The sequence below is a fragment of the Pseudofrankia inefficax genome (genome assembly GCF_000166135.1).
GTDB classification, from domain to species: Bacteria; Actinomycetota; Actinomycetes; order Frankiales; family Frankiaceae; genus Pseudofrankia; species Pseudofrankia inefficax.
Genome location: NC_014666.1, coordinates 6,279,521 through 6,298,036 on the forward strand (window position 1 = coordinate 6,279,521; position 18,516 = coordinate 6,298,036).

Here is an 18,516-nt window from a genome sequence, read left to right on the forward strand (position 1 = left end):
CATCTGGCGCCCAGTTACCTCCCGCTATCGGCAAAAGCCCGCCCCGGCCCGGTCGTGCCCCACGCCGCGACGGGCCGCCCGCGCGAGGCCCCGCCCGGACCCGCCCGGGCCCCGGCCCGCCCGCGCGAGGCCCGGCCGCGCGAGGCCCGGCCCTCCCGGCGCCCGACGCCCGGCCGCGCTCCCGACGCCGGGCGTCCGGCATCCGGCATCCGGCGCGCCACCCCGAACCCGCGCGGCAGGACGACGCCAGGCCTGCACCAGCGGCGTCCAGATTGCTGCCCGAGGGGGAATCAACCTGCCTGTTGGTCCGTTCGTAAGACTGAGCGTCCTGGACTCAAGTTTTGTAAGCTTCCAGGAGTGGTAGCGGACCCGGGGCACGTCCGGGCGATGAGAGGGGCGTTGTGGAATGAGCACCTACGTGTGGGACCCGTTCGCGGTGCTGGACCGTCTGGACCGGGAGTTCGACGCCGTCGTGCGCGGCTCGTTCGGGTGGGACCGGCCGCGTGCCAGGCGTGCGAGCCTCGCCCCGGCAGCGCGGACCGCGCCGGCCGGCAAGGCCGTGGCGACCTTCGGCCCCGGGTTCCGGGGCATCGTCCCGTCAGCGGACGTCGTGACCGCCGGGGATGACGTCGTGATCAACCTTGAGTTGCCGGGCCTGGACGTCGAGAAGGACGTCGCGGTCGAGATCGCCCGCGGCCGGCTGGTCGTGCGCGGGGAGCGCGGCAGCTCCACCGAGTCGGCGGAGGGCGGCCGGATCCGGCGGGAGAGCTGGCATGGTTCGTTCCGTCGCGAGTTCTCGCTACCGGAGAGTGTCGCCGCCGACAAGGTCGTCGCGACCTATGACCGCGGCGTGCTGTCCGTTCGCCTGCCAGGCGCGGGAGCGGTGCCCGCGAGCACTCGGGTCCCGGTGACGACCGCGGTCCCGGCCACCGAGGTTCCCGCCGGCGAGCCGGCCCCGGTGACGACCACCGCGCCTGTCGCCGAGGTTCCCGTCGGCGAGCAGGTCTCCGCCGGTCCGGCGGCCGAGGTCGGTACCTCCGCGGAGTCCGGGGACCAGGCCGCGGCCTGACGCAGCACCAGCTGGCGGTCAGCTCGACGGCGGCGGAACCAGCCGCCGGGGGCCCCGCGCGGTCAGGGACCGCGCCGCCAGCCTCACCCCGCCGGCAGCGGGCCGGGCCTCCGCCAAGGAGGCCCGGCCCCCCGCTGCGCGTCCGCTCCGGTCAGTCGCCCGGTGACAGCCACGCCCGCCGCCTCACGGCACAAGGCGTCAGCCACACAGTCCCCTGGCCCGAGCCCCGGTCGAAGAACCGCGTCTGGATACCCGGACCGGTGCACATGGGTTCTGGTCAGTCGCCGGTGGCGGGTGGGCTCGCCGCCTTGCGGCGCATGGTCGCGGCCGCGCGGTCGCGCTGGCCCGAGCCCCGGCCGGAGGAACTGCGGGCGGACGGGGGCGGGACCATCGGGCCGATGTCGCCGTCGGGCGCCGTGTCGAGGTCGACGATCACCGGGGCGTGGTCGGACGTGCCGGTGCCCTTGCGGGCCGCTCGGTCGACGTAGACCGCGGCGACCCGCTTGGCCACGTCGGCGCCCGCCAACGTCAGATCGATGCGCATCCCCATGTTCTTGGGGAAGCACAACGCGCGGTAGTCCCAGTACGTGTAGACGGTCTCGTCTGGCCAGCGGGCCCGCAGCACGTCGATGAGGCCGACGCCGGTCAGCTCCCGCAGGGCGGCCCGTTCCGGCTCGGTGACGTGGGTGGCGCCGACGAAGTCCGCCGGGTCCCAGACGTCGGCGTCCGTCGGGGCGATGTTGAAGTCGCCGAGCGCCATCACCGGCTGGTGCGCGGCGACCTCGGCCACCGTGTCACGCAGGGCGGCCAGCCACCGCAGCTTGTAGGCGTAGTGCGGGTCATCGGGGGTGCGGCCGTTCGGCACGTACAGCGACCAGACCCGGATGCCACCGCAGGTCGCCGCGATCGCCCGCGGCTCCGGCTCGGGGAAGCCCGGATCGCCGGCGAAGCCACGCGCGACGTCGTCGAGGCCCGCGCGGGACAGCAGCGCGACCCCGTTCCAGCGGCCGTCGCCGTGATGCGCGTACCGATAGCCGCGCCGGAACAGGTCCTCGTCGAAGTTCTCCGCGAACGCCTCGTCGTCGAGCTTCGTCTCCTGCAGGCAGACCACGTCGGGCTGGGCCCGGTCGAGCCATTCGATCAGCCGAGCCTGCCGCGCCTTGGCCGAGTTGATGTTCCACGTCGCGATCCGCACATCGAGAACGTTAGTCCCCCGGTCCGACAACCCCGAGATCCCACCCGGAACGGTGACGGGAGGCCTGCGCCGGTCCCCGCAGCCGCGGTGCCTGCTTGATCGCTGTTTCGGCCCTCGGGTGGTCGCGAATCGAGGTCAGGAACGACCACGGGAGGGCCAAAAAGCCGATCAAGCTGGACAAGTGCGCGGCCGGCCGGCACCGGGCTCCGAGAGTGGCCTGTACGGCGACAGGCCGGCACCGGGCTCCGAGACTGACCGGCGCCGGGCTCAGGGACGGGCCCGGGTCGCAGGGGTCAGAGGCTGGCCCGCGCTGGCAGGTCGGGCAGGGCCTCGAGGACCTCGAGCCGCGCGTCCGGGTCCGAACCGGCGCCGGCGTCCGCCTCGGCGATCGTCTCGGCGACCTCGGCCTGGCGGGCGGCGAGATCCGCCTCGGCCCTGACCTGCTCACGCTCGCGGTCCAGGTCGTCGGCGGCCCGCTCGTCCGCGGCCATCAGCGCGCCGAGGTCGACGTTCGCCATCTCCAGTACGCCGAGCTTCTCGTAGGCGTCCCGGATCGTCGGCCCCCACAGCCCGATGTCCCGCATGCACGGCACGATCCGGCTGAACAGCAGCGTCTGGAACATGCGCATGTAGTCGGACCGCTTGACCAGCTCGGTGCTCTCGGCGATGTCGAGCCCCAGGGTCGCCCACACCTCGGAGCCGTTGATCCGCTCGTACATCAGGTAGCAGCCCTCGGCCGCGAACTCCTCGCGCTCAGCCCGCTCGGCGTCGGACAGCTGCCGGTAGTAGTCCCGCAGCGCGAGCCGGCCGAACGCGACATGACGCGCCTCGTCCTGCATGACGTAGGCGAGGACCTGCTTGGGCAGCGGCAGCGGCGTCAGGTCCCGCAGCACCCCGAACGCGGCCAGCGCCAGCCCCTCGATGAGCACCTGCATGCCCAGGTACGGGATGTCCCAACGGCTGTCCGAGAGCGTCTGGTCCAGCAGCGCCTTCAGGTGGTCGTTGATCGGGTAGACGAGGCCGAGCTTCTCGTGCAGGAAGCGGGCGTACACCTCGACGTGGCGTGCCTCGTCGATGGTCTGGGTCGTCGCGTAGAACTTCGCGTCCAGGTCGGGGACCGACTCGACGATCCGGGCGCTGCAGATCATCGCGCCCTGCTCGCCGTGCAGGAACTGGCTGAACTGCCAGCTGGCGAGGTGGCGGCGCACCTCGTCGCGCTCCCGGTCGTTCATCTTGTCCCAGACCGGGGTGCCGAAGAGGGCGACCGACTCGTCGGGCAGGCCCAGTGGCCGGCCGTAGGGGACGTCGAGCGACCAGTCGATGCGGGTGCCCGCGTCCCACTGCTTGTCCTTGCCCTTCTGGTACAGGGCCAGCAACCGCTCGCGCCCGTCGTCGTACTCCCAGCTGAACCGGGCGGCGCCGGCGGCGGGAACGTCCCAGGTCCGTGGCGCGACGGGAGCGATGTACTGCGGGAAGGTGGACATGGCGCGCGGCCCCCTCACGGCCCGCCGGCCAGGCGCGGCGGACGGAGTTCGGTTCGGTTCCTGCTCGGTGCTCGCCGAGGTCAGGGAACGTCAACAGAACACCACCCCCGATCGTGCCAAATCCGCCGCCTCCGCACATCCCCTCGCCGCCGATCCGTCGAATCGGCCCGGGCCCGAGCACCGGCACGGGGTGATCGCCCGCGGGGGTCAGCGGCCCTCGTACTGGGCCGGCCTGCGCTCGACGAAGGCGGTGACGGCCTCGTTCAGGTCGTGGGACGGCAGAAAGGCCGCGTTCCAGGTGGAGACGTAACGCAGCCCGGCGCCGACCGCGCCGGCCCGGCCGACCTCCAGGATCTCCTTGACGCCCTGGACGACCAGCGGCGGGTTGGCGGCGACGGCGTCGGCGAACTCGTGCGCCGCGGCCAGGGCCGCGGCCTGGTCGGGCAGCACGTCGTTGACCAGGCCGATCTTCTCGGCCCTGGCGGCGTCGATGTCCTTGCCGGTCAGGGCCAGCTCACGCAGATGGCCGTCGCCGATGATGGCGGGCAGCCGCTGGAGACTGCCAAGGTCGGCGACGATCGCGACGCGTACCTCGCGGATGCTGAACCGGGCGTCCCGGCTGGTGAACCGGACGTCGCAGGCGGCCAGGAGGTCGACACCACCGCCGATGCACCAGCCCGACACCGCGGCGGCGACCGGCTTGCGGCACTCGGCGACCGCGTCGATCGCGCGCTGCAGCGTCCGGATGTTCCCGAGCATCGCGGTGCGGGCACCGGCGAGCCCGCCGTCCCGTGAGCTCGTCCCGGTCAGGTCGCCGAGCATCGAGGCCAGGTCGAGCCCGTAGCAGAAGTTCGGCCCGGAGCCGGCCAGGACGACGGCCCGCACCGACGGGTCCGCGTCCAGCGCGGCGAACACCACGGGCAGCTCGGCGAAGAACTCGGGCCCCATCGCGTTGCCCTTGCCGGGGCCGAGCATCGTCACCTGGGCGACCGGGCCGCGGCGCTGGACTCGCAGGGCCTTGCCGGCCGCGACGGGATAGTCGGTGAGCTCGCCGAGCGAGCCGTCGGTCGCGCGGTCGTCCGTCGTCGTCATCGCGGCGCCTCCCAGGTCCCAAGAGCCAGCAGCCGCACCGCGTCAGGAGCTGGCCGCCCGACGCCCGCCCGGCCTCCGCCTACCGTCGCACAATGAGGCGCCGCGAGGCCTCCCTGCTCCCGAACGCAGCAGCGGGCTGGGTCCACGACGACCCAGCCCGCGGCGAGAAGCCTTACTTCTTGTCCTCCTCGAAGGTCACGGTCACGTTCGTGTAGCCGAGGGCGCCGAGCAGGCCACGCAGCATCCCGGCCGTGTTGTCCTTGCCCAGGTTGACCAGCTGGCCGTCGGCGGAGGCGGCCGAGGTCATCTGCTGGGTGGCCTTGACGTAGACGTTCTTGTCCGAGCTCTGCCCGCCGAAGAAGTTGCCGATCCGGGTGAGCGCACCCCGTTGGCGGGCGACCACGTAGCTCTTCTGCAGGTCGAGGTTCGGCTTGCTCAGCGTCGGTGGCGGCAGCGTGATCGTCACGGACTTCCCGTCAGGCGAGACCTTGACCCGGCTGGCGTCGAGGCCCTTGAAGCTGACGACCGAGTCGACGGTGCCGACGCCGACGAAGAGCACCTGCTCGCCCGACAGCCAGGACGGGATGTACTTGGTGGAGCTCTGGGTGTCGACGACGACCTCGAAGTGCCCGCTGGCCGCGTGGTAGTCGTTGATCGTCTCTAGGGAACGCAGCACGGCAGGCTCACTGCGGTCGATGGTCTGATGCTTGAAGGGGTTGTGGAGGAAGGAGGGCCGCCAGCCGGCGACGAAGCTGATCGCGCTGACGGCGACCGCCAGCACGACCAACAGCGCCACGAGCCTGATCAGGCCCCCGAAGCCGGGCAGCTGCGGGCCGCGCCGGCCACCGCGGCCGGAGGCGGCATCTGGGGTGGTGGGAGGCAGGGTGCCGGTGGACTTGGTGTCCCTCCGGCCGGACTCGTCGCTCATGGCGCGGAAAGTACCCAGAAACCCTGCTATCACGCAGGTTCGTCACCTGCAAGACAATCGCCGGGCTACAGGTTTGCCAAGATCCGGCCCAGCCACCCCCACCATCGGGCGAGCCGGCCGCCGCGACCTGCTCAGACGTCCGGATCCGACCGCGGTGGCGACGCGGCTCAGGCCCGAAGCTGGCCGTCGCCCGACAGCGAGAGCGCGATCGCGGTCCGGTCGTCGCTGGGCCGGCCCGGGGAATGCCGGCGCACGGCGGCGAACACGTCGTCAAGCAGCTGGCCCGGGGTGCGCCCGCCGACCCTGACCAGCTCGTCGACGAGGCGATGGCGCCCGAACAGCCGGCCCTGGTCGTCGCGGGCCTCGACCAGACCGTCGGTGTAGACGAACAGCACGTCCCCCGGCGCCAGGCTCAGCCGGCCGGCCCGCCAGGCCTCGGGCGCGGCGACCAGGCTGGACATCAGCGGTCCCGTCGATGCCAGCGGCTCCACCTCGCCCAGCCGCGCCAGCTCGTCGAGATCGGCCAGGTTGACCTCGCCGGCCAGGATCTCGAGGTCGGCCTCGCCAAGTTCCGCGCCGGCAGCCGGCTCACGGGCGACGAGCGCGCCGGCGTCCAGGCCGGCGCCGAGACCGTCGGGGTCGGCCGGGTGGTCCTCGATCGCCGCGGCGGCCATCGCCGCGTGCGCGCCGACCCGCGGCCGGGGCCGCGGGACCGCCGTCCAGTCGGCCCGGAGCACCAGTGCGTCCGGATGGCCGGCATTGGCGTAGACCACCTCGCCGCCACGGGGGTCGACCAGCGCGACCAGCGCGGTCGCGAACGTCTCGCCGGTGTCGCCGAGCGCCTCGACCACCCACTGCACGGCGGCAGCGGGCTCCATGCCCCGGGTCAGCGCCGCGGTGAGCAGCTGCTTGAGGCGCAGCGCGAAGACGCCGGACGCGGCCCCGTGCCCGGCGACGTCGCCGACGACCACCGCGACCTGGCCGCCCGGCAGCTCGATCGCGTCGAACCAGTCGCCGGCCAGCTCGCCCTCGGCCGGGTCCACCCGGCCGAGCAGCTCCAGACCGGCCGTGTCTCGCAGCGAGGTCGGGGTGAGCGCGTCGCGCAGGGCGAGCACCGCCGGGCCCTCCTGGGCGAGCGCCTCCCACGACCGCTCGTTCTGCCGGACCAGCGTGACCAGCTGGGCGCGCATCGCCTCGACGTTGTCGGCCAGGTCGATGATCTCGCGGGGGCCGACGGCCGGGATGGTCGTGTCGTACCGGCCGGCGGCGACCGCGTTCACCGCCCAGCGCAGTTCGTTGATCGGGACGAGCAGCCAGCGCCGCGACAGGATCAGCATGAGCGCGGACATCGCCAGCAGCACCGCGACGATCGTGCCGAACGAGCTGAGCATGATGTCGCCGGAGCTCTTCACCCGGCCGGCCGCCTCGGTCTGCTCGGCGGTGATGGCGCCGTCGAGCTTCGTCACCGCGGCGCGCAGGGCGACGAACCGGTCCCGGCTGACCGTGCCGAGTTCGAGGGTCTGGGCCTGCGCCTGCTGCCCTGCTCTCATCAACGCGATCTCGGGGATGACCGAGTCGGTCTGCCAGCGCCGGTAGGTCTCGTCGACCCGGTCGATCTGGGCGAGCAGTGTCGGGAAGTCACCCAGCCGGGCCCGCAGGTCCCGGCCACGGGCCGCGATGTCGTCGAGCGCCTTCTCGTAGGGGTCCAGCCGGTCGGAGTCGGCGGCCTGGCCTCCAGGCGACTGCGCGGCGCCAGGCGACCCGGAACCATCGGACGTCGCGGAGCCTGTCGCCGTCCCGGTGAGAACCGGCGTCACGGGGTCGCCGGAGGACATCAGCAAGCCGCGCAGCGCGTTGCGCTCGTCGACGTACGCCGTCTGCAGCTGGGCGGTCAGCGTCTCGGCCGGGTCGAGCCGGTCCGCGCGCTCGGCGGCGGCGTGGTTGGCCCGTTCCGACGAGTAGAGCGTGAGCAGCAACGTGGCCACGATCGCGATGCCGGCGAGCCCGACGACCACCCGGATGCCGTGGCGCAGTCCCGTGGATTCACGCACGGTCTCACCCCTCCTGGCATCCGCGGCGGCGCTGCCCGATGCGCCGGCACCTGCTCGGCGCGGCCCCGCCGCCCAAGCGCGAGGCCGCTCTGGTCGGCCGTTGGGTCGTTCGCCCGCCTCTCACGACGTCCGTCACCCGAGTGGGCTGGCAGGTCCCGGCCAGGCGGACATTGAGGGCCATTGTCGCCCGGCCCTCGTAGCGGGGCGCCGCGGGGCCGATGCCATGACGCGCCGTCACGGGTGCGGGCGGCCCCACAGATCCGTTGCTCCGCGTCGGTGACCAGGCCACACCGGACCGTGCGGCCCGGTACGGCCAGCCCAACGGTGGGTAGGTCTCGACCACAGCCACCCACCGTTACCGACCGAGAGCTTCGCGTACCGATCGACAGCCGCCACGCCTGGCAACTTCCGGCCGGGACAGCGAGACCTCGCGGGAGGAAGCACTCCGATGACGCCGGGCGACCGCAGAGACCTGGGCCGGCGCGGACGGGGCAACCGGGTCGCCGAGGTCCGGGAGCCGAGCCGCTCGATCTTCCCGAACCTGGAGAACCTGCGGCTACCGCACCCGATCCACGGCCACCTGCACCTGCCACACCTGCACCTGCCGCACCGGGACCCGCACCGGGACCCCGCGTCGGGCGCCGGGCGCCGGCCGGACGCGGCGATCTGGACCCGTGGGCTCACCAAGTGCCACGACCACCGCGTCTCGGTCGACCATCTGGACCTCGACGTGCCGGTGGGCTCGTTGTCCGGATTCGTCGGGCCCAACGGTGCCGGGAAGTCGACGACGCTGCGGATGCTGCTCGGGCTGGTCACGCCGACAGAGGGGGTCGGCTACGTGCTCGGCGAGCCGGTGAGCCACCCGGAGCGGTACCTCTCCCATGTCGGCGCCATGATCGAGGGCCCGACCTTCCACCCCGGGCTGTCCGGCCGGCAGAACCTGCGCCAGCTCGCGTTGCTGCGCGGGGTGGACAGGCACCGGATCTACGAGGTGCTGCGGATGGTCCGGCTGACCGGCCGGGCCGGCGACCCGTTCGCGACCTACTCGCTGGGCATGAAGCAGCGGCTCGGCATCGCCGCCGCGCTGCTTCCCGACCCGGAGCTGCTGATCCTCGACGAGCCGACGAACGGGCTGGACCCCGCCGGCATCCGGGAGATCCGCGCGCTGTTGCGCGAGCTGGCGGACGGCGGGATGACCGTCTTCGTCTCCAGCCACCTGCTCTCCGAGATCGAGCAGATCTGCGACCACGTCGTCATGATTCGCGGCGGCAAGCTGCTCTACCAGGGCCGGACGGGCGACCTGCTCGCGGTCGGGGACCCGCACATCCTGCTGGCGCCCGAGTGCGGCGCCGACGCGCGCCGGCTGCTGCACGTGCTCGCCGGGTTCGGGGTGCGCGCGGAGATCAGGCTGGACGGTCCGCCGAAGGTGGCCGCCGGCTCCTGCGACCAGCGCACCCTGGTGGTCGCGCACGCCCCGGAGCGGATGGCGGCCGACCTGAACCGGGCCGCGATGAACGCCGGCATCGCGCTGCGCGGGCTGCGCACCCACCGGCCCAGCCTGGAGGAGACCTTCCTGCGCGCCACCGGCGCCGCCGACGGAGACACCGAAGCGGCCGAGCAGGCGACCGAGGCCGCACCGCGCCGCGGGCGCGCCGGCCGCTCGTCGACAGGGCCGCGGCCCAACCTGCTGGCGCCTCCCTACCCGTCCGAAGAAGGGGAACCGGCGAGCGCCGGGCGGCCGCGACGGCGCTGGGCCCGCCCTCACGCGTCCGAGCCGTACCCGCACGACGGCGACCCGGCCCGACCGGGCGCGAACCACCGGGCCGGGACCAGGCGGCCCAGGGGAGGTCACTGATGTTCCGAGCGTTCCTGGCCGAATGGCCCCAGCTGCTGCGCCGGCGGTTCGTCGTCGGCACCTTCGGCGCGACGGCGGCCATCGCGGCGCTCGGTGCCGTGCTGACCTTCGTCGCCAGCGACGGGCGCCAGATCTACGCCGAGATGCCCCGCAACGACGAGCTGGCCCGGCCCGAGGGCATGGTCCAGGGGCTGAACGCGATCAGCATCCTGCTCGGCGTCGTCGGGCTGTGCGTGGTCGCCTCCTCGCTGGCCGGCGACTACAGCCGGGGGACCCTGCGCAACCAGCTCGTCGCCCAGCCCCGCCGGCTGCGCCTGCTGCTCGGTAAATGCCTGGCGCTGGGGGCGTTCATCGCGCTGGTCGTGCTCGCGGCCGCGGTCGTCAGCGTGGCGCTGTCGTTCGCCCTCGCGCCGATCAAGAACGTCTCGACGGGTGCCTGGACCTCCCTCGCGGGGCTGGGCGAGTTCGGCAAGGCGGTGCTCAACAACATGCTGAACGCCTGGGGGTTCGGCGTGCTCGGGGCGCTCGCCGCGATCGTGTTCCGATCACCGGCGGCCTCGATCTCGGTCGGGGTGGCCTACGTCCTGCCCATCGAGATCATCGTCAGCGGAATCTGGCGCCCCGCCGAGAGCTGGCTGCCCGGCCAGCTGCTGCAGGACATCGCGAACGGCGGCTACGGCTACGCCACCGCGTACGGGGATGCCGGCCTGCGGGTCCTGTGCTACGGCGCGGTCGCGGTGCTCATCACCGCGCTGCTGTTCCGCTACCGGGACATGACCTCCTGAACGACCGGGACCCCCGGCTGGGCCGGCACCGCCAGCTCGGCGCGCACCGCCGGTCGGGACGCCACCCGGCCGGCGTGCAGCAGGCGCACCACCAGCGCCCCGGTCAGCATCGCGGCGAGGGTCTGGCACACGAGGCCGGCGACCGCCGTCCTCATGATCGCCCCGTCCGCCAGCGTGAGGACCACGATCGTCAACGGCGTGCAGACCGCGAGGACCCAGACGACCTTCCGGTAGCCGGCGCCCAGCAGGTAGGAGGCGAACATCAACGTGACGGACAGGGCCGTCATGGCGAGCGCGAGCACCGGCAGCGCGGGGGCGGCGGCCGTCAGCTTCGGCCCGAACAGCACCGCGAGGATCCCGTGGCCGGCGACCACGCCGGCACCCGCCAGCAGCAGCCCGGGCGCTACGACGATGCTCAGCGCCATCGCCAGCGCCCGGCCAGCCGACTCCCCCGCCTGCCGTCGCCGCGCCGCCTCGGCGAGCAGGTAGTTCGCCACCGCCAGCCCGATGAAGACCGGGATCTTGCTGGCGGTCGAGATCGCCGCGTAGCCGCCGACGCCCTCCGGGTTGCGCCAGCCGACGATGACCACGTCGATGTTCTGCAGCACCGCGAGCGGGGCCAGCGTGGCGAGCGCCACCGAGGTGTCGGCGATCAGGACCTCGCGGGTCCGCCGCGTGACGGCCGGTGCCGCCAGCGCCGGCCTCGGCGCGGCGGGAACGGTCTGGTCCCCGCCGGTCGCCCAGCCCGGGGAGGGTGTCCGGGCCGCCGTCCACCGGGCGAACTCGCCGGCCAGCGCGAGGCCGAGCACGAGACCGAGCCCGGCGCCGTTCACGCCGAGCCCGACGGCGGCGAGCACGACGATGCCGACGAACCGGAACGCCGCCTCGAGGATCACGTTGCGCGCCAGCCCCAGGTAGTTGCGCCGGGCCTGGAGCAGCCCGCGCTCGACGCACACGCCGACCCACACCGAGGCCGCGATGGCCGCCTCGGCGATCGCGAACGGGTGCGGGTAGGACAGCAGCACGGCGACCGGCTTACACACCGCGATCGCCACCACCGCCGCGCCAACGGTCGAGAACCCGATCACGTTCCGGAGCTTGCGGATCCAGCCCCAGCGCAGGCTGCGGGTGTTGTCGAGCTGCCCCAGGTCACGGTGCACGACGGCGTTCAGCACGGCCAGGCCGACAACCGAGAGGACCATGTAGATATTCGTCTGCTCGACCACGGCGCCGTAACCGCGCGTGCTCAGGACTCTGGCCAGCACGAGGTTCATCACAAGATTGAAGAAGTTCGCGACGGCCCCGGCCGCGGCAAGTGCCACCGGCCCACGCAACAGCTCGGCGACCAACTCGCGTCGCGCCGCCACCGCCATCGTCGGACCTTTCCCCGTGACCTTGCCGGCCAATATCATCCGGACCCGGACAATCCTATTCGCCCGTTACCTCCGCGGCCACCGCGCCAATCTCGTCGCGATATCAATGAGAACCACCGTGCGCGGATCGCGCGGCGGCGACGGCCTCGGCCGGCACGCCCGGCTCCGCGAGTTCGGACACCGCGGCCAGAAAAAGACCGACGAACTCGCGCGCCGATCTCCCGTCGAACAGTTCATGGGTGTGGCAGAAGGTCAGATGGAGGCGGCCACCCATCCGGGTGGCGTGCAGGACCAGGCCCTGCGGCATCCGGACCGTCGCCGTGAAATGCAGGTCCAGCAGCCGGGGGCCGTCCACGCCGACGGTCAGGTCGGCCGGCACGTGGCCGAGGCTGCCCACCGCCGCCGTGGGCATGAGCGCGGGCCGCACCGCCGCGACCGCGAGCCGCAGCAGCGCCAGGCGGGGGCGGGCCGGCGCCGCGTGTAGCAGCCGCTCCACCAGGAGGCGCGCCCGGCCCGGTGCGGCCGGCGCCGGGCGGGCCTTCAGCGCCGTCGTCCGGTCGACGACGAGCGCGAGCAGCCGTGACGGCGTCGCCCGCAGCACCGCGTCGCTGGAAATGATCGCGAACCCGGTGGACACCCCGTCGACCTGGCCGGTCTCCACCCCGCGGACCGGGACTCTGACCCGCAGGGTGGCGCTGGCCTGGCCACGCCGGGCGTTCCACCGCTCGGCGGCGAGGTGCCCGGCCGCGACGAGCACGTCGTTGACGGTGGGGACCCGGCCGTCGGCCAGCCGCGCGGGCCGCGGCGCGGAGATCACCTCGGGCACGAAGGCGAAGCCGGTGAGCCCTGGGCGCCCGACCGGGCGCAGAAACCGCCTGCGCGGCGTGACCCGGCGCAGCACTCGGGCGCGCAGCCAGACCCCGGCGCCCGCGCGGGGCGCCGGACTCCGGTCACGGGCGCCGGGCGAGGCGGCGGGGACGGCCGGCGGCTGGTAGGCCGCCATCGTCTCGGTCAGCAGGGTGAGCAGACCGCTGCCGTCCACCGCCAGGTGGTGCGCGGCGATGCCGATCCAGTCACCGTCCGCGTGGTGCGCCACGAGCAGGTGCGCCAGCGGTGCCCGGCGCAGGTCGATGCTGCGGATGACGTCGCCCAGCTCGCGCCAGGCGTCCTCCCGGGTCGCCGCGGCGACCTCCGTCACGGCGGCGGCCCGCGGGTCCGGCAGGTGCAGCCAGCCGCCGGAGCCGGCCCGGTCCGTCAGCTCGGACCTGGTGGCCCGGTGGAGGGCGAACACGGTCGACGCGGCCGACGCGAGCTCGCCCGCGTCGAGGTGCCCGTCGGTCCGGCCCAGCAGCGCGACGGCCACCGGGGCGTCGCGTCGATCCGACGCCAGCAGCACGTGCTCAGGCAACGTCAGTGGACGTCGCGTCCCGCCGATTGCCGCCGCGTTCACGGTTCCCATCTCCCCCGGCACGTCAGTGAATCCAATCCGTTCATGGGCCGCCGGCACGACTGCCGGGCCGGCTGTCCCGGACGGGGCAGAGCGCGACCAGGACGGCCGCGAGCGCTGTCGCCCCGGCCGCCTGCGCGAATCCGCCGAACGCGCCCACACCCTCCCGAGGCGTGCCATCCGGGGTCGCGAGCATAGCGACCCCGGCGGCGGTCATCGCCGCCGCGGCGGCCCAGGGCATCAGGCCAGGCCAGCGCCGGGCGACCACGGCGAGCGCCGGCACCACGACCGCCACGGGCCCGGCCACCAGCGCGACCGCGACCGTTCCCGCGAGCATCGCCACCCACCAGTCCGGCAGCCGGTCCCACCACCGCGTCCCGGCCGCCAGCCGAGCGCCACCGTCCAGCCGCGAGGACCGGTGCCTGCGCCTGCGCCGGCCCGGGACGAGCGCGACGGCCAGCAGCACCGCGACCAGCACGAAGCCGACGACGAGGCCGGTTCGGTAGGTCTGGCCGGGCCGGTTCTCCAGCACGACCGTGCCGCCGGCACCGGCGGGCACGATCCAGCCCTGCTGCCAGCCGTCGAGACGGATCGGCGTCAGCCGCACGCCGCCCAGGGTGGCCGTCCAGGACCTGTTCGCGTTCTCCCGGACCGCGAGGAACGCCTGCTGCCCCGGTCCGACCGTGACCGTGCGGCGCTCGGCCGTCCACCTCCCGACCGTCGTCGAGCGCTGCGTGCTCGCCGGCTGGCTCGGCGCCGGGCTGGCCAGCGACAGTGTGTCGACGAACACGGTCGGGGCGGCGGCGGGTGCGACCGTGAGCACATGCTGGCCCGCGGGTAACGCCACCGAGCCGTCGGGCGTGCAGAGGGTGACGCGCATCGGCCGGGCGGCGGCGATGTCGCCGGACCGGCCCTCGACCCGGAGCTGGTAGGTGGTGCCGTCGATCCGGACCTCGGGGCCCTGGCCGCAGTCGAAGAGCACCCGTCGGTCGCCCTGGGGCTGGGTCCCGGTCTGGAGGGGCGCCAGCGTCGCCGTCCCCGTCAGGGTGAGCCGCGTCGGGCGGGACGTCTCGAACCGGCGGGCTATCGCCGGCTCCTCCGAGGCGCTGAACGGCGCGAGGATGTCGGACCGCGCGCGGTCGAAGGCGAACGCCGTGGAGCCGCCCGTCGTGCCCGCCAGCAGCCCGGTCGCGTCGGAGGGGACCTGGGCGTAGTGCTGGAAGCTCTGCCCCGGGACGGTCAGCTCGCGGATGCCGGCGCCCAGGGCCGTGCCGCCGTTCGGCGCGACCCGCAGCAGGGTCACCTGGTACCACGAGCTCTTCCCCGGCGGCACCGCCAGCCGCTGGGCCTGCTCGGTCCTGGTGACGCGGGTGTCCACCGAGCCGTTGGCCGTGGTCACCCGGACCACCTGCGGGACCGACCGCCTGGCCGACTCGGCGAGCAGCTGGACCTGCAGGTAGGGCACGGCCACCGGCGTGCCGACGTCGACCCGCAGCCAGGCGCCCTCGGTCCCGGTCTTCGGGTCGGCCCGCGCCATCCACCAGGAGTAGGGCAGGCCGTCGACGGCGCTCGCCGGCCCGAGCTCCGGAGCGGCCCGCAGCGCGTAGCCGTAGGACGACGCCGTGACGGACTTCCCGTCCAGGTAGCCGCCGACGGTCTGGTGGCCGGCGGGCGGACGGTCGGTCCAGTCGTGCGGCGGGGTGACCGAGCCGGCGACGTCCTCGTCCGGGCCCAGCAGGTAGGACGCGGAGGCGTGGACGCGGCCGAAGATGTAGTCACGCCGGTCGAGGGTGTCGGTGACGGCGAGCCCGGTGGTCGGCGTCAGCACCTGGCTGGCCGGCACCGTGTCCGCGGACGGCGCGACCACGCCACCTGCGGTGCTGACCTCGCCGGGCCCGGTGAGGTCGTCGGCCAGCACCACCGCGCGGTCCGCCGGCAGCAGGCCGTGCGCGGCGAGCTGCAACGTCGCCTCCGGGCCGCCGGCGACCACCAGAGCGTCCGCGGCCGAGTAGGCCTGGACGAGGCTCGCGCCACCGGGCACCGTCCAGACCTCGAGTGCCGGGACCTTGCCCACGGCGGGGCGCCGGGCCACCGGCACGGACAGCTCCGTGGTCCCGAGGTGCGCGGCGACGGCCGGGCCGAAGGTCGCGGCCTCCCGCAGGCCCGACGCGGCGAGGGCCCGGTGGATCTCGCTGGTCGACGGCGGGGTGTCCCAGGCGTCGGCCGCCAGGTCGTTGCGCACGACGATCTGGCCCACCCCGGCCCGGGCCAGCGCGGCGGCGAGGCCGGCACCGTCGCCGCGCGACAGGGCGTCCTCGACCGCGTCGAGCCAACGGGTGATGCCGACGCTGCCGAGCGGGATGAGGTTGCGGACACCCCAGGGGGTCGAGGACAGCCACTGCATCGGTTCGTCGAGCGGGCGCCCCCAGCGGTAGTCGCCGAACGGAGCGCCCGGCAACAGCAGCGTCCGCCCCCCTTCGGGGTTGGCTCCGAGCCAGTCGGCCGCCTGAGTCCAGTAGCCGGGCACCTGGGCGAACGGCTTTGGCTGCAGCGCGTCGCCGTTGAGCATCGGGGTCGAGCCGGCCACCAGCGCGGCCACCGTCAGGACGACCGCGCCCGCGGCGGCCGCCCGCCGGGGGCCCGTGAGCCGGTCCGCCAGCGCGAACTCGCCGCGGCGCAGCCGGTCGCCGGCACAGGCGAGGGCATGGGTGAGCCCGAGCGCCATCGGCAGGTGCACGACCGGCTGGAACTTGAACACGTTGCGCAACGGGCTGAGCGGCCCGGTGAGCAGGTCCCGGACGTCGGCGCCGACGGGGCTGCCCAGGCTGCCCGGGTAGGCGGTCGCCGTCACGACGACGCCGACGCCGAACATGACCACCAGCAGCCGCCTGGCCGGAAGATCGCGGCGGGCCAGGCCCCACAGCGAGAGCGCCGCGGCGGCGACCGAGCCCACGACCGCGACCCAGGACGTCGCGTAGTCGGCGGCGGCCGGCAGCCAGGCGGTGGGCAGGCGCAGGTACGCCATCCAGTCGGCCGTCCCGCGCAGCGTCTCGTTGACCGAGGCCGCGGAGGTCGCGGTGTTGACGGACTCGGTGAACGGCAGGAAGTTCAGCCCGTACCGGCCGAGGGCCAGCAGCCCGACCGCCCACCAGGCCGTCGCGAGCAGGGCCGCGAGCAGCCACCAGCAGCGCAGCGCCCAGGCCCGGCGGCCGCCGCCCGCGAGCGCCAGCAGCACGACAGGGCCCAGCATCGCGGCGGCGGTGACGCTCGCGTTGACGCCGCCGGTGCCCAGGACCGCGAGGCCTGACAGCGCGGCGGCGCGGCGCGGCGAGAGCCGGGGGTCGGCCGGCGCCGGGGACCCCAGGAGGTCCGCCGGGGCGGCCGGCCGCAGGGCCCGCAGGAGGGGCACCAGCATCCACGGGAGCATGGCCGCGCCCGCGAGCGCCGCCGAGGTGGAGCCGATCTTGCCCAGGAACATCGGCGAGAGCGCGTACCCGAGGCCGCCGAGCAGCCGGCTCGCCGGTCGCCCGATCCCCAGCGTGTCCGCGAGGCGCACGACGCCCCAGGTCGCGACGGTGAGGACCAGCGCCATCCACAGCCGCTGGGTGATCCACGGCGGGATCGCGAGCACGTGGCCGGCGAGGAAGAAGGGCCCCATCGGGAACAGGTAGCCCCAGGGCTGGTTCTGGATGGACCCGAAGCCCGATCCAGAGTTCCAGAGGTGGGTCGCGTCCGCGAGGAACCGCGTCGGCGCGGCCGCAAGTTCGATCTTGGTGTCGGCGGTGAGCTTTCCCGGTGCCTGAAGCAGGAACAGCGTCGCGTAACCCAGGGCGATCCACAGCAGGTGCAGAAGCGAGGTACGGGCCGGTAAGCCAGCCGGGGAGGCGTCACCCGGTGGCCCGGTCCTTCTGGCCGAGGGGCCGGAGCGTCCGCTGGCCGGGCGTCGGGAGTTGGTCGGGTTCGGCTCGTCCGGCGGCGGGCGGCCAGCCTGGTCCGGGCGGTCCCGGAGCCGGCGCGTCGACGGCTCGACCCGGCTGGCCACGTCGACGCCCAGGCCCGGGCGCCGCGTCGGCGAAGGCCGTTCGACCAGGCCGCCGGTGTGCGGCTTGCCCAGTGGGCCGGCCGTCGCCTGGGCCAGCGCGACCTCGTGCGCCTTGGCGAATCCGCTTAACTCGCCGCGTGGCCGGACGAGCCGTGGCGGCCCGGCCGTGGCGAGGCCGGCCTGCCGGACGGCCCGGTGGACGTTGCGGCGGGCCCGGACCACGTCGGCCAGCATCGCCGGGGTGTGCCGCAGGGCGTTGAACGTTCCGTGTGGCTGCTCGGTCCAGCGCACCGGCACCTCGGCGATCCGGTAGCCGAGCGACCGGGCGATGGCCAGGACCTCGATGTCGAACGCGAAGCCGGCGACCTGCGAGAGGCCGAAGATGACCTTCGCCTCGGTGTGCCGGAAAGCCTTGAATCCGCACTGGGTGTCGGCCAGATCGAGGGGGATGAACATCCTGGTCACCTGGTGGAACACCCAGCTGCCTAATCGGCGCTTGGCGGAACGTTCGGCGCCCCCGCCGAGCCGGCGCGACCCGAGCGCCACCTCGGCGTGGTCCAGGGCCGCGAGCAGCGCCGGGAGATCTGCTACATCGGAAGCGAGGTCGGCGTCCATAAAGACGATCGCCTCGCCCGCGGCGGCGGCCACGCCCGCGCGGACCGCGGCGCCCTTTCCCCGGTTGCGCGGAAGCCTGATTACCCGGCTGTTTGGCACGTCGCGCAGCAGGTCAGCCGCTATCCGTGCCGTGTCGTCGAGACTGCCGTCATCGACGACGATCACCTCGGCGTCAGGAAGATGAAAGCGCTGTAAGGCAGCCGAAAGCACGGGAAGCGACGATGGTAACCGGCGACTCTCGTTGAACGCCGGGATGACAACGCTTACTGGTACTCGGTCCAAGTCCAGACCCACGCTGCAGACCCCCTCAGCGACGGCTGCCCGTCGCCGTGAACGGGTGACCATCTTTGCCCTCATTCGAGAGGAGTCGACTATCGCACAGGACGCCCGACGTGTCGCATTTTGTCTGGGAAGCTAACGATCCGGCGAGATCGTAGACCCATCAATGAAACGTGTGCGGTTGGAAGACCCGCTGGTCCAAGCATTGCCACGGGGCGCGGTAGGACTGGCACGCACCATCCCAGCCCGGAAAGAGATCGGAACCGCGCGGCGCCCCGAGTCGACCGCGCACGGCGCAGGC

Annotated in this window: 11 protein-coding genes; 3 read left to right on the forward strand and 8 right to left on the reverse strand. The window is 73.8% G+C overall.

The genetic code is table 11. From position 1 onward, the window contains the following. Positions 1-406 precede the first annotated feature (406 nt). Positions 407-1,069, forward strand: coding sequence for an Hsp20/alpha crystallin family protein (locus tag FRAEUI1C_RS25350; protein ID WP_013426215.1), 663 nt, complete (start codon positions 407-409; stop codon positions 1,067-1,069). A gap of 277 nt (positions 1,070-1,346) precedes the next feature. On the opposite strand, the gene FRAEUI1C_RS25355 is transcribed toward FRAEUI1C_RS25350, so the two are convergent. The 5 genes from FRAEUI1C_RS25355 to FRAEUI1C_RS41285 form a co-directional block, all read right to left on the reverse strand. Beyond that, positions 1,347-2,264, reverse strand: coding sequence for an exodeoxyribonuclease III (locus FRAEUI1C_RS25355; protein ID WP_013426216.1), 918 nt, complete (start codon positions 2,262-2,264; stop codon positions 1,347-1,349). Positions 2,265-2,557: 293 nt separating this feature from the next. Then, positions 2,558-3,748 (reverse strand): ferritin-like domain-containing protein, encoded by a 1,191-nt coding sequence (locus FRAEUI1C_RS25360; protein ID WP_013426217.1) that lies wholly within the window; start codon positions 3,746-3,748, stop codon positions 2,558-2,560. A 207-nt stretch (positions 3,749-3,955) separates the two neighbouring features. After that, positions 3,956-4,840: a crotonase/enoyl-CoA hydratase family protein gene (locus tag FRAEUI1C_RS25365; RefSeq protein WP_013426218.1), complete on the reverse strand. Its 885-nt coding sequence runs from the start codon at positions 4,838-4,840 to the stop codon at positions 3,956-3,958. Between the two features lie 172 nt (positions 4,841-5,012). Further along, complete coding sequence (locus FRAEUI1C_RS25370) at positions 5,013-5,768, reverse strand: DUF4230 domain-containing protein (protein ID WP_013426219.1); 756 nt, start codon at positions 5,766-5,768, stop codon at positions 5,013-5,015. A 167-nt stretch (positions 5,769-5,935) separates the two neighbouring features. Next, positions 5,936-7,819 (reverse strand): PP2C family protein-serine/threonine phosphatase, encoded by a 1,884-nt coding sequence (locus FRAEUI1C_RS41285; RefSeq protein ID WP_013426220.1) that lies wholly within the window; start codon positions 7,817-7,819, stop codon positions 5,936-5,938. Positions 7,820-8,267: 448 nt separating this feature from the next. Here FRAEUI1C_RS41285 and FRAEUI1C_RS25380 point away from each other — a divergent pair, with 448 nt between their 5' ends. Together FRAEUI1C_RS25380 and FRAEUI1C_RS25385 are read left to right on the forward strand one after the other, a co-directional pair. Continuing rightward, entirely contained in the window at positions 8,268-9,674 is a 1,407-nt protein-coding gene (locus FRAEUI1C_RS25380) for an ABC transporter ATP-binding protein (protein WP_013426221.1), read from the forward strand. Then, positions 9,674-10,459, forward strand: a complete 786-nt coding sequence (locus FRAEUI1C_RS25385) for an ABC transporter permease subunit (protein ID WP_013426222.1) — start codon at positions 9,674-9,676, stop codon at positions 10,457-10,459. Before FRAEUI1C_RS25380 ends, FRAEUI1C_RS25385 begins: the two co-directional genes overlap by 1 nt. On the opposite strand, the gene FRAEUI1C_RS25390 is transcribed toward FRAEUI1C_RS25385, so the two are convergent. The 3 genes from FRAEUI1C_RS25390 to FRAEUI1C_RS25400 form a co-directional block, all read right to left on the reverse strand. Further along, positions 10,438-11,832 (reverse strand): polysaccharide biosynthesis protein, encoded by a 1,395-nt coding sequence (locus FRAEUI1C_RS25390; protein WP_157735039.1) that lies wholly within the window; start codon positions 11,830-11,832, stop codon positions 10,438-10,440. The genes FRAEUI1C_RS25385 and FRAEUI1C_RS25390 overlap by 22 nt on opposite strands. Before the next feature lie 103 nt (positions 11,833-11,935). Then, entirely contained in the window at positions 11,936-13,282 is a 1,347-nt protein-coding gene (locus FRAEUI1C_RS25395) for a condensation domain-containing protein (protein ID WP_013426224.1), read from the reverse strand. Between the two features lie 40 nt (positions 13,283-13,322). Then, positions 13,323-18,146 (reverse strand): alpha-(1->3)-arabinofuranosyltransferase domain-containing protein, encoded by a 4,824-nt coding sequence (locus FRAEUI1C_RS25400; protein ID WP_232425118.1) that lies wholly within the window; start codon positions 18,144-18,146, stop codon positions 13,323-13,325. Positions 18,147-18,516: the final 370 nt, after the last annotated feature.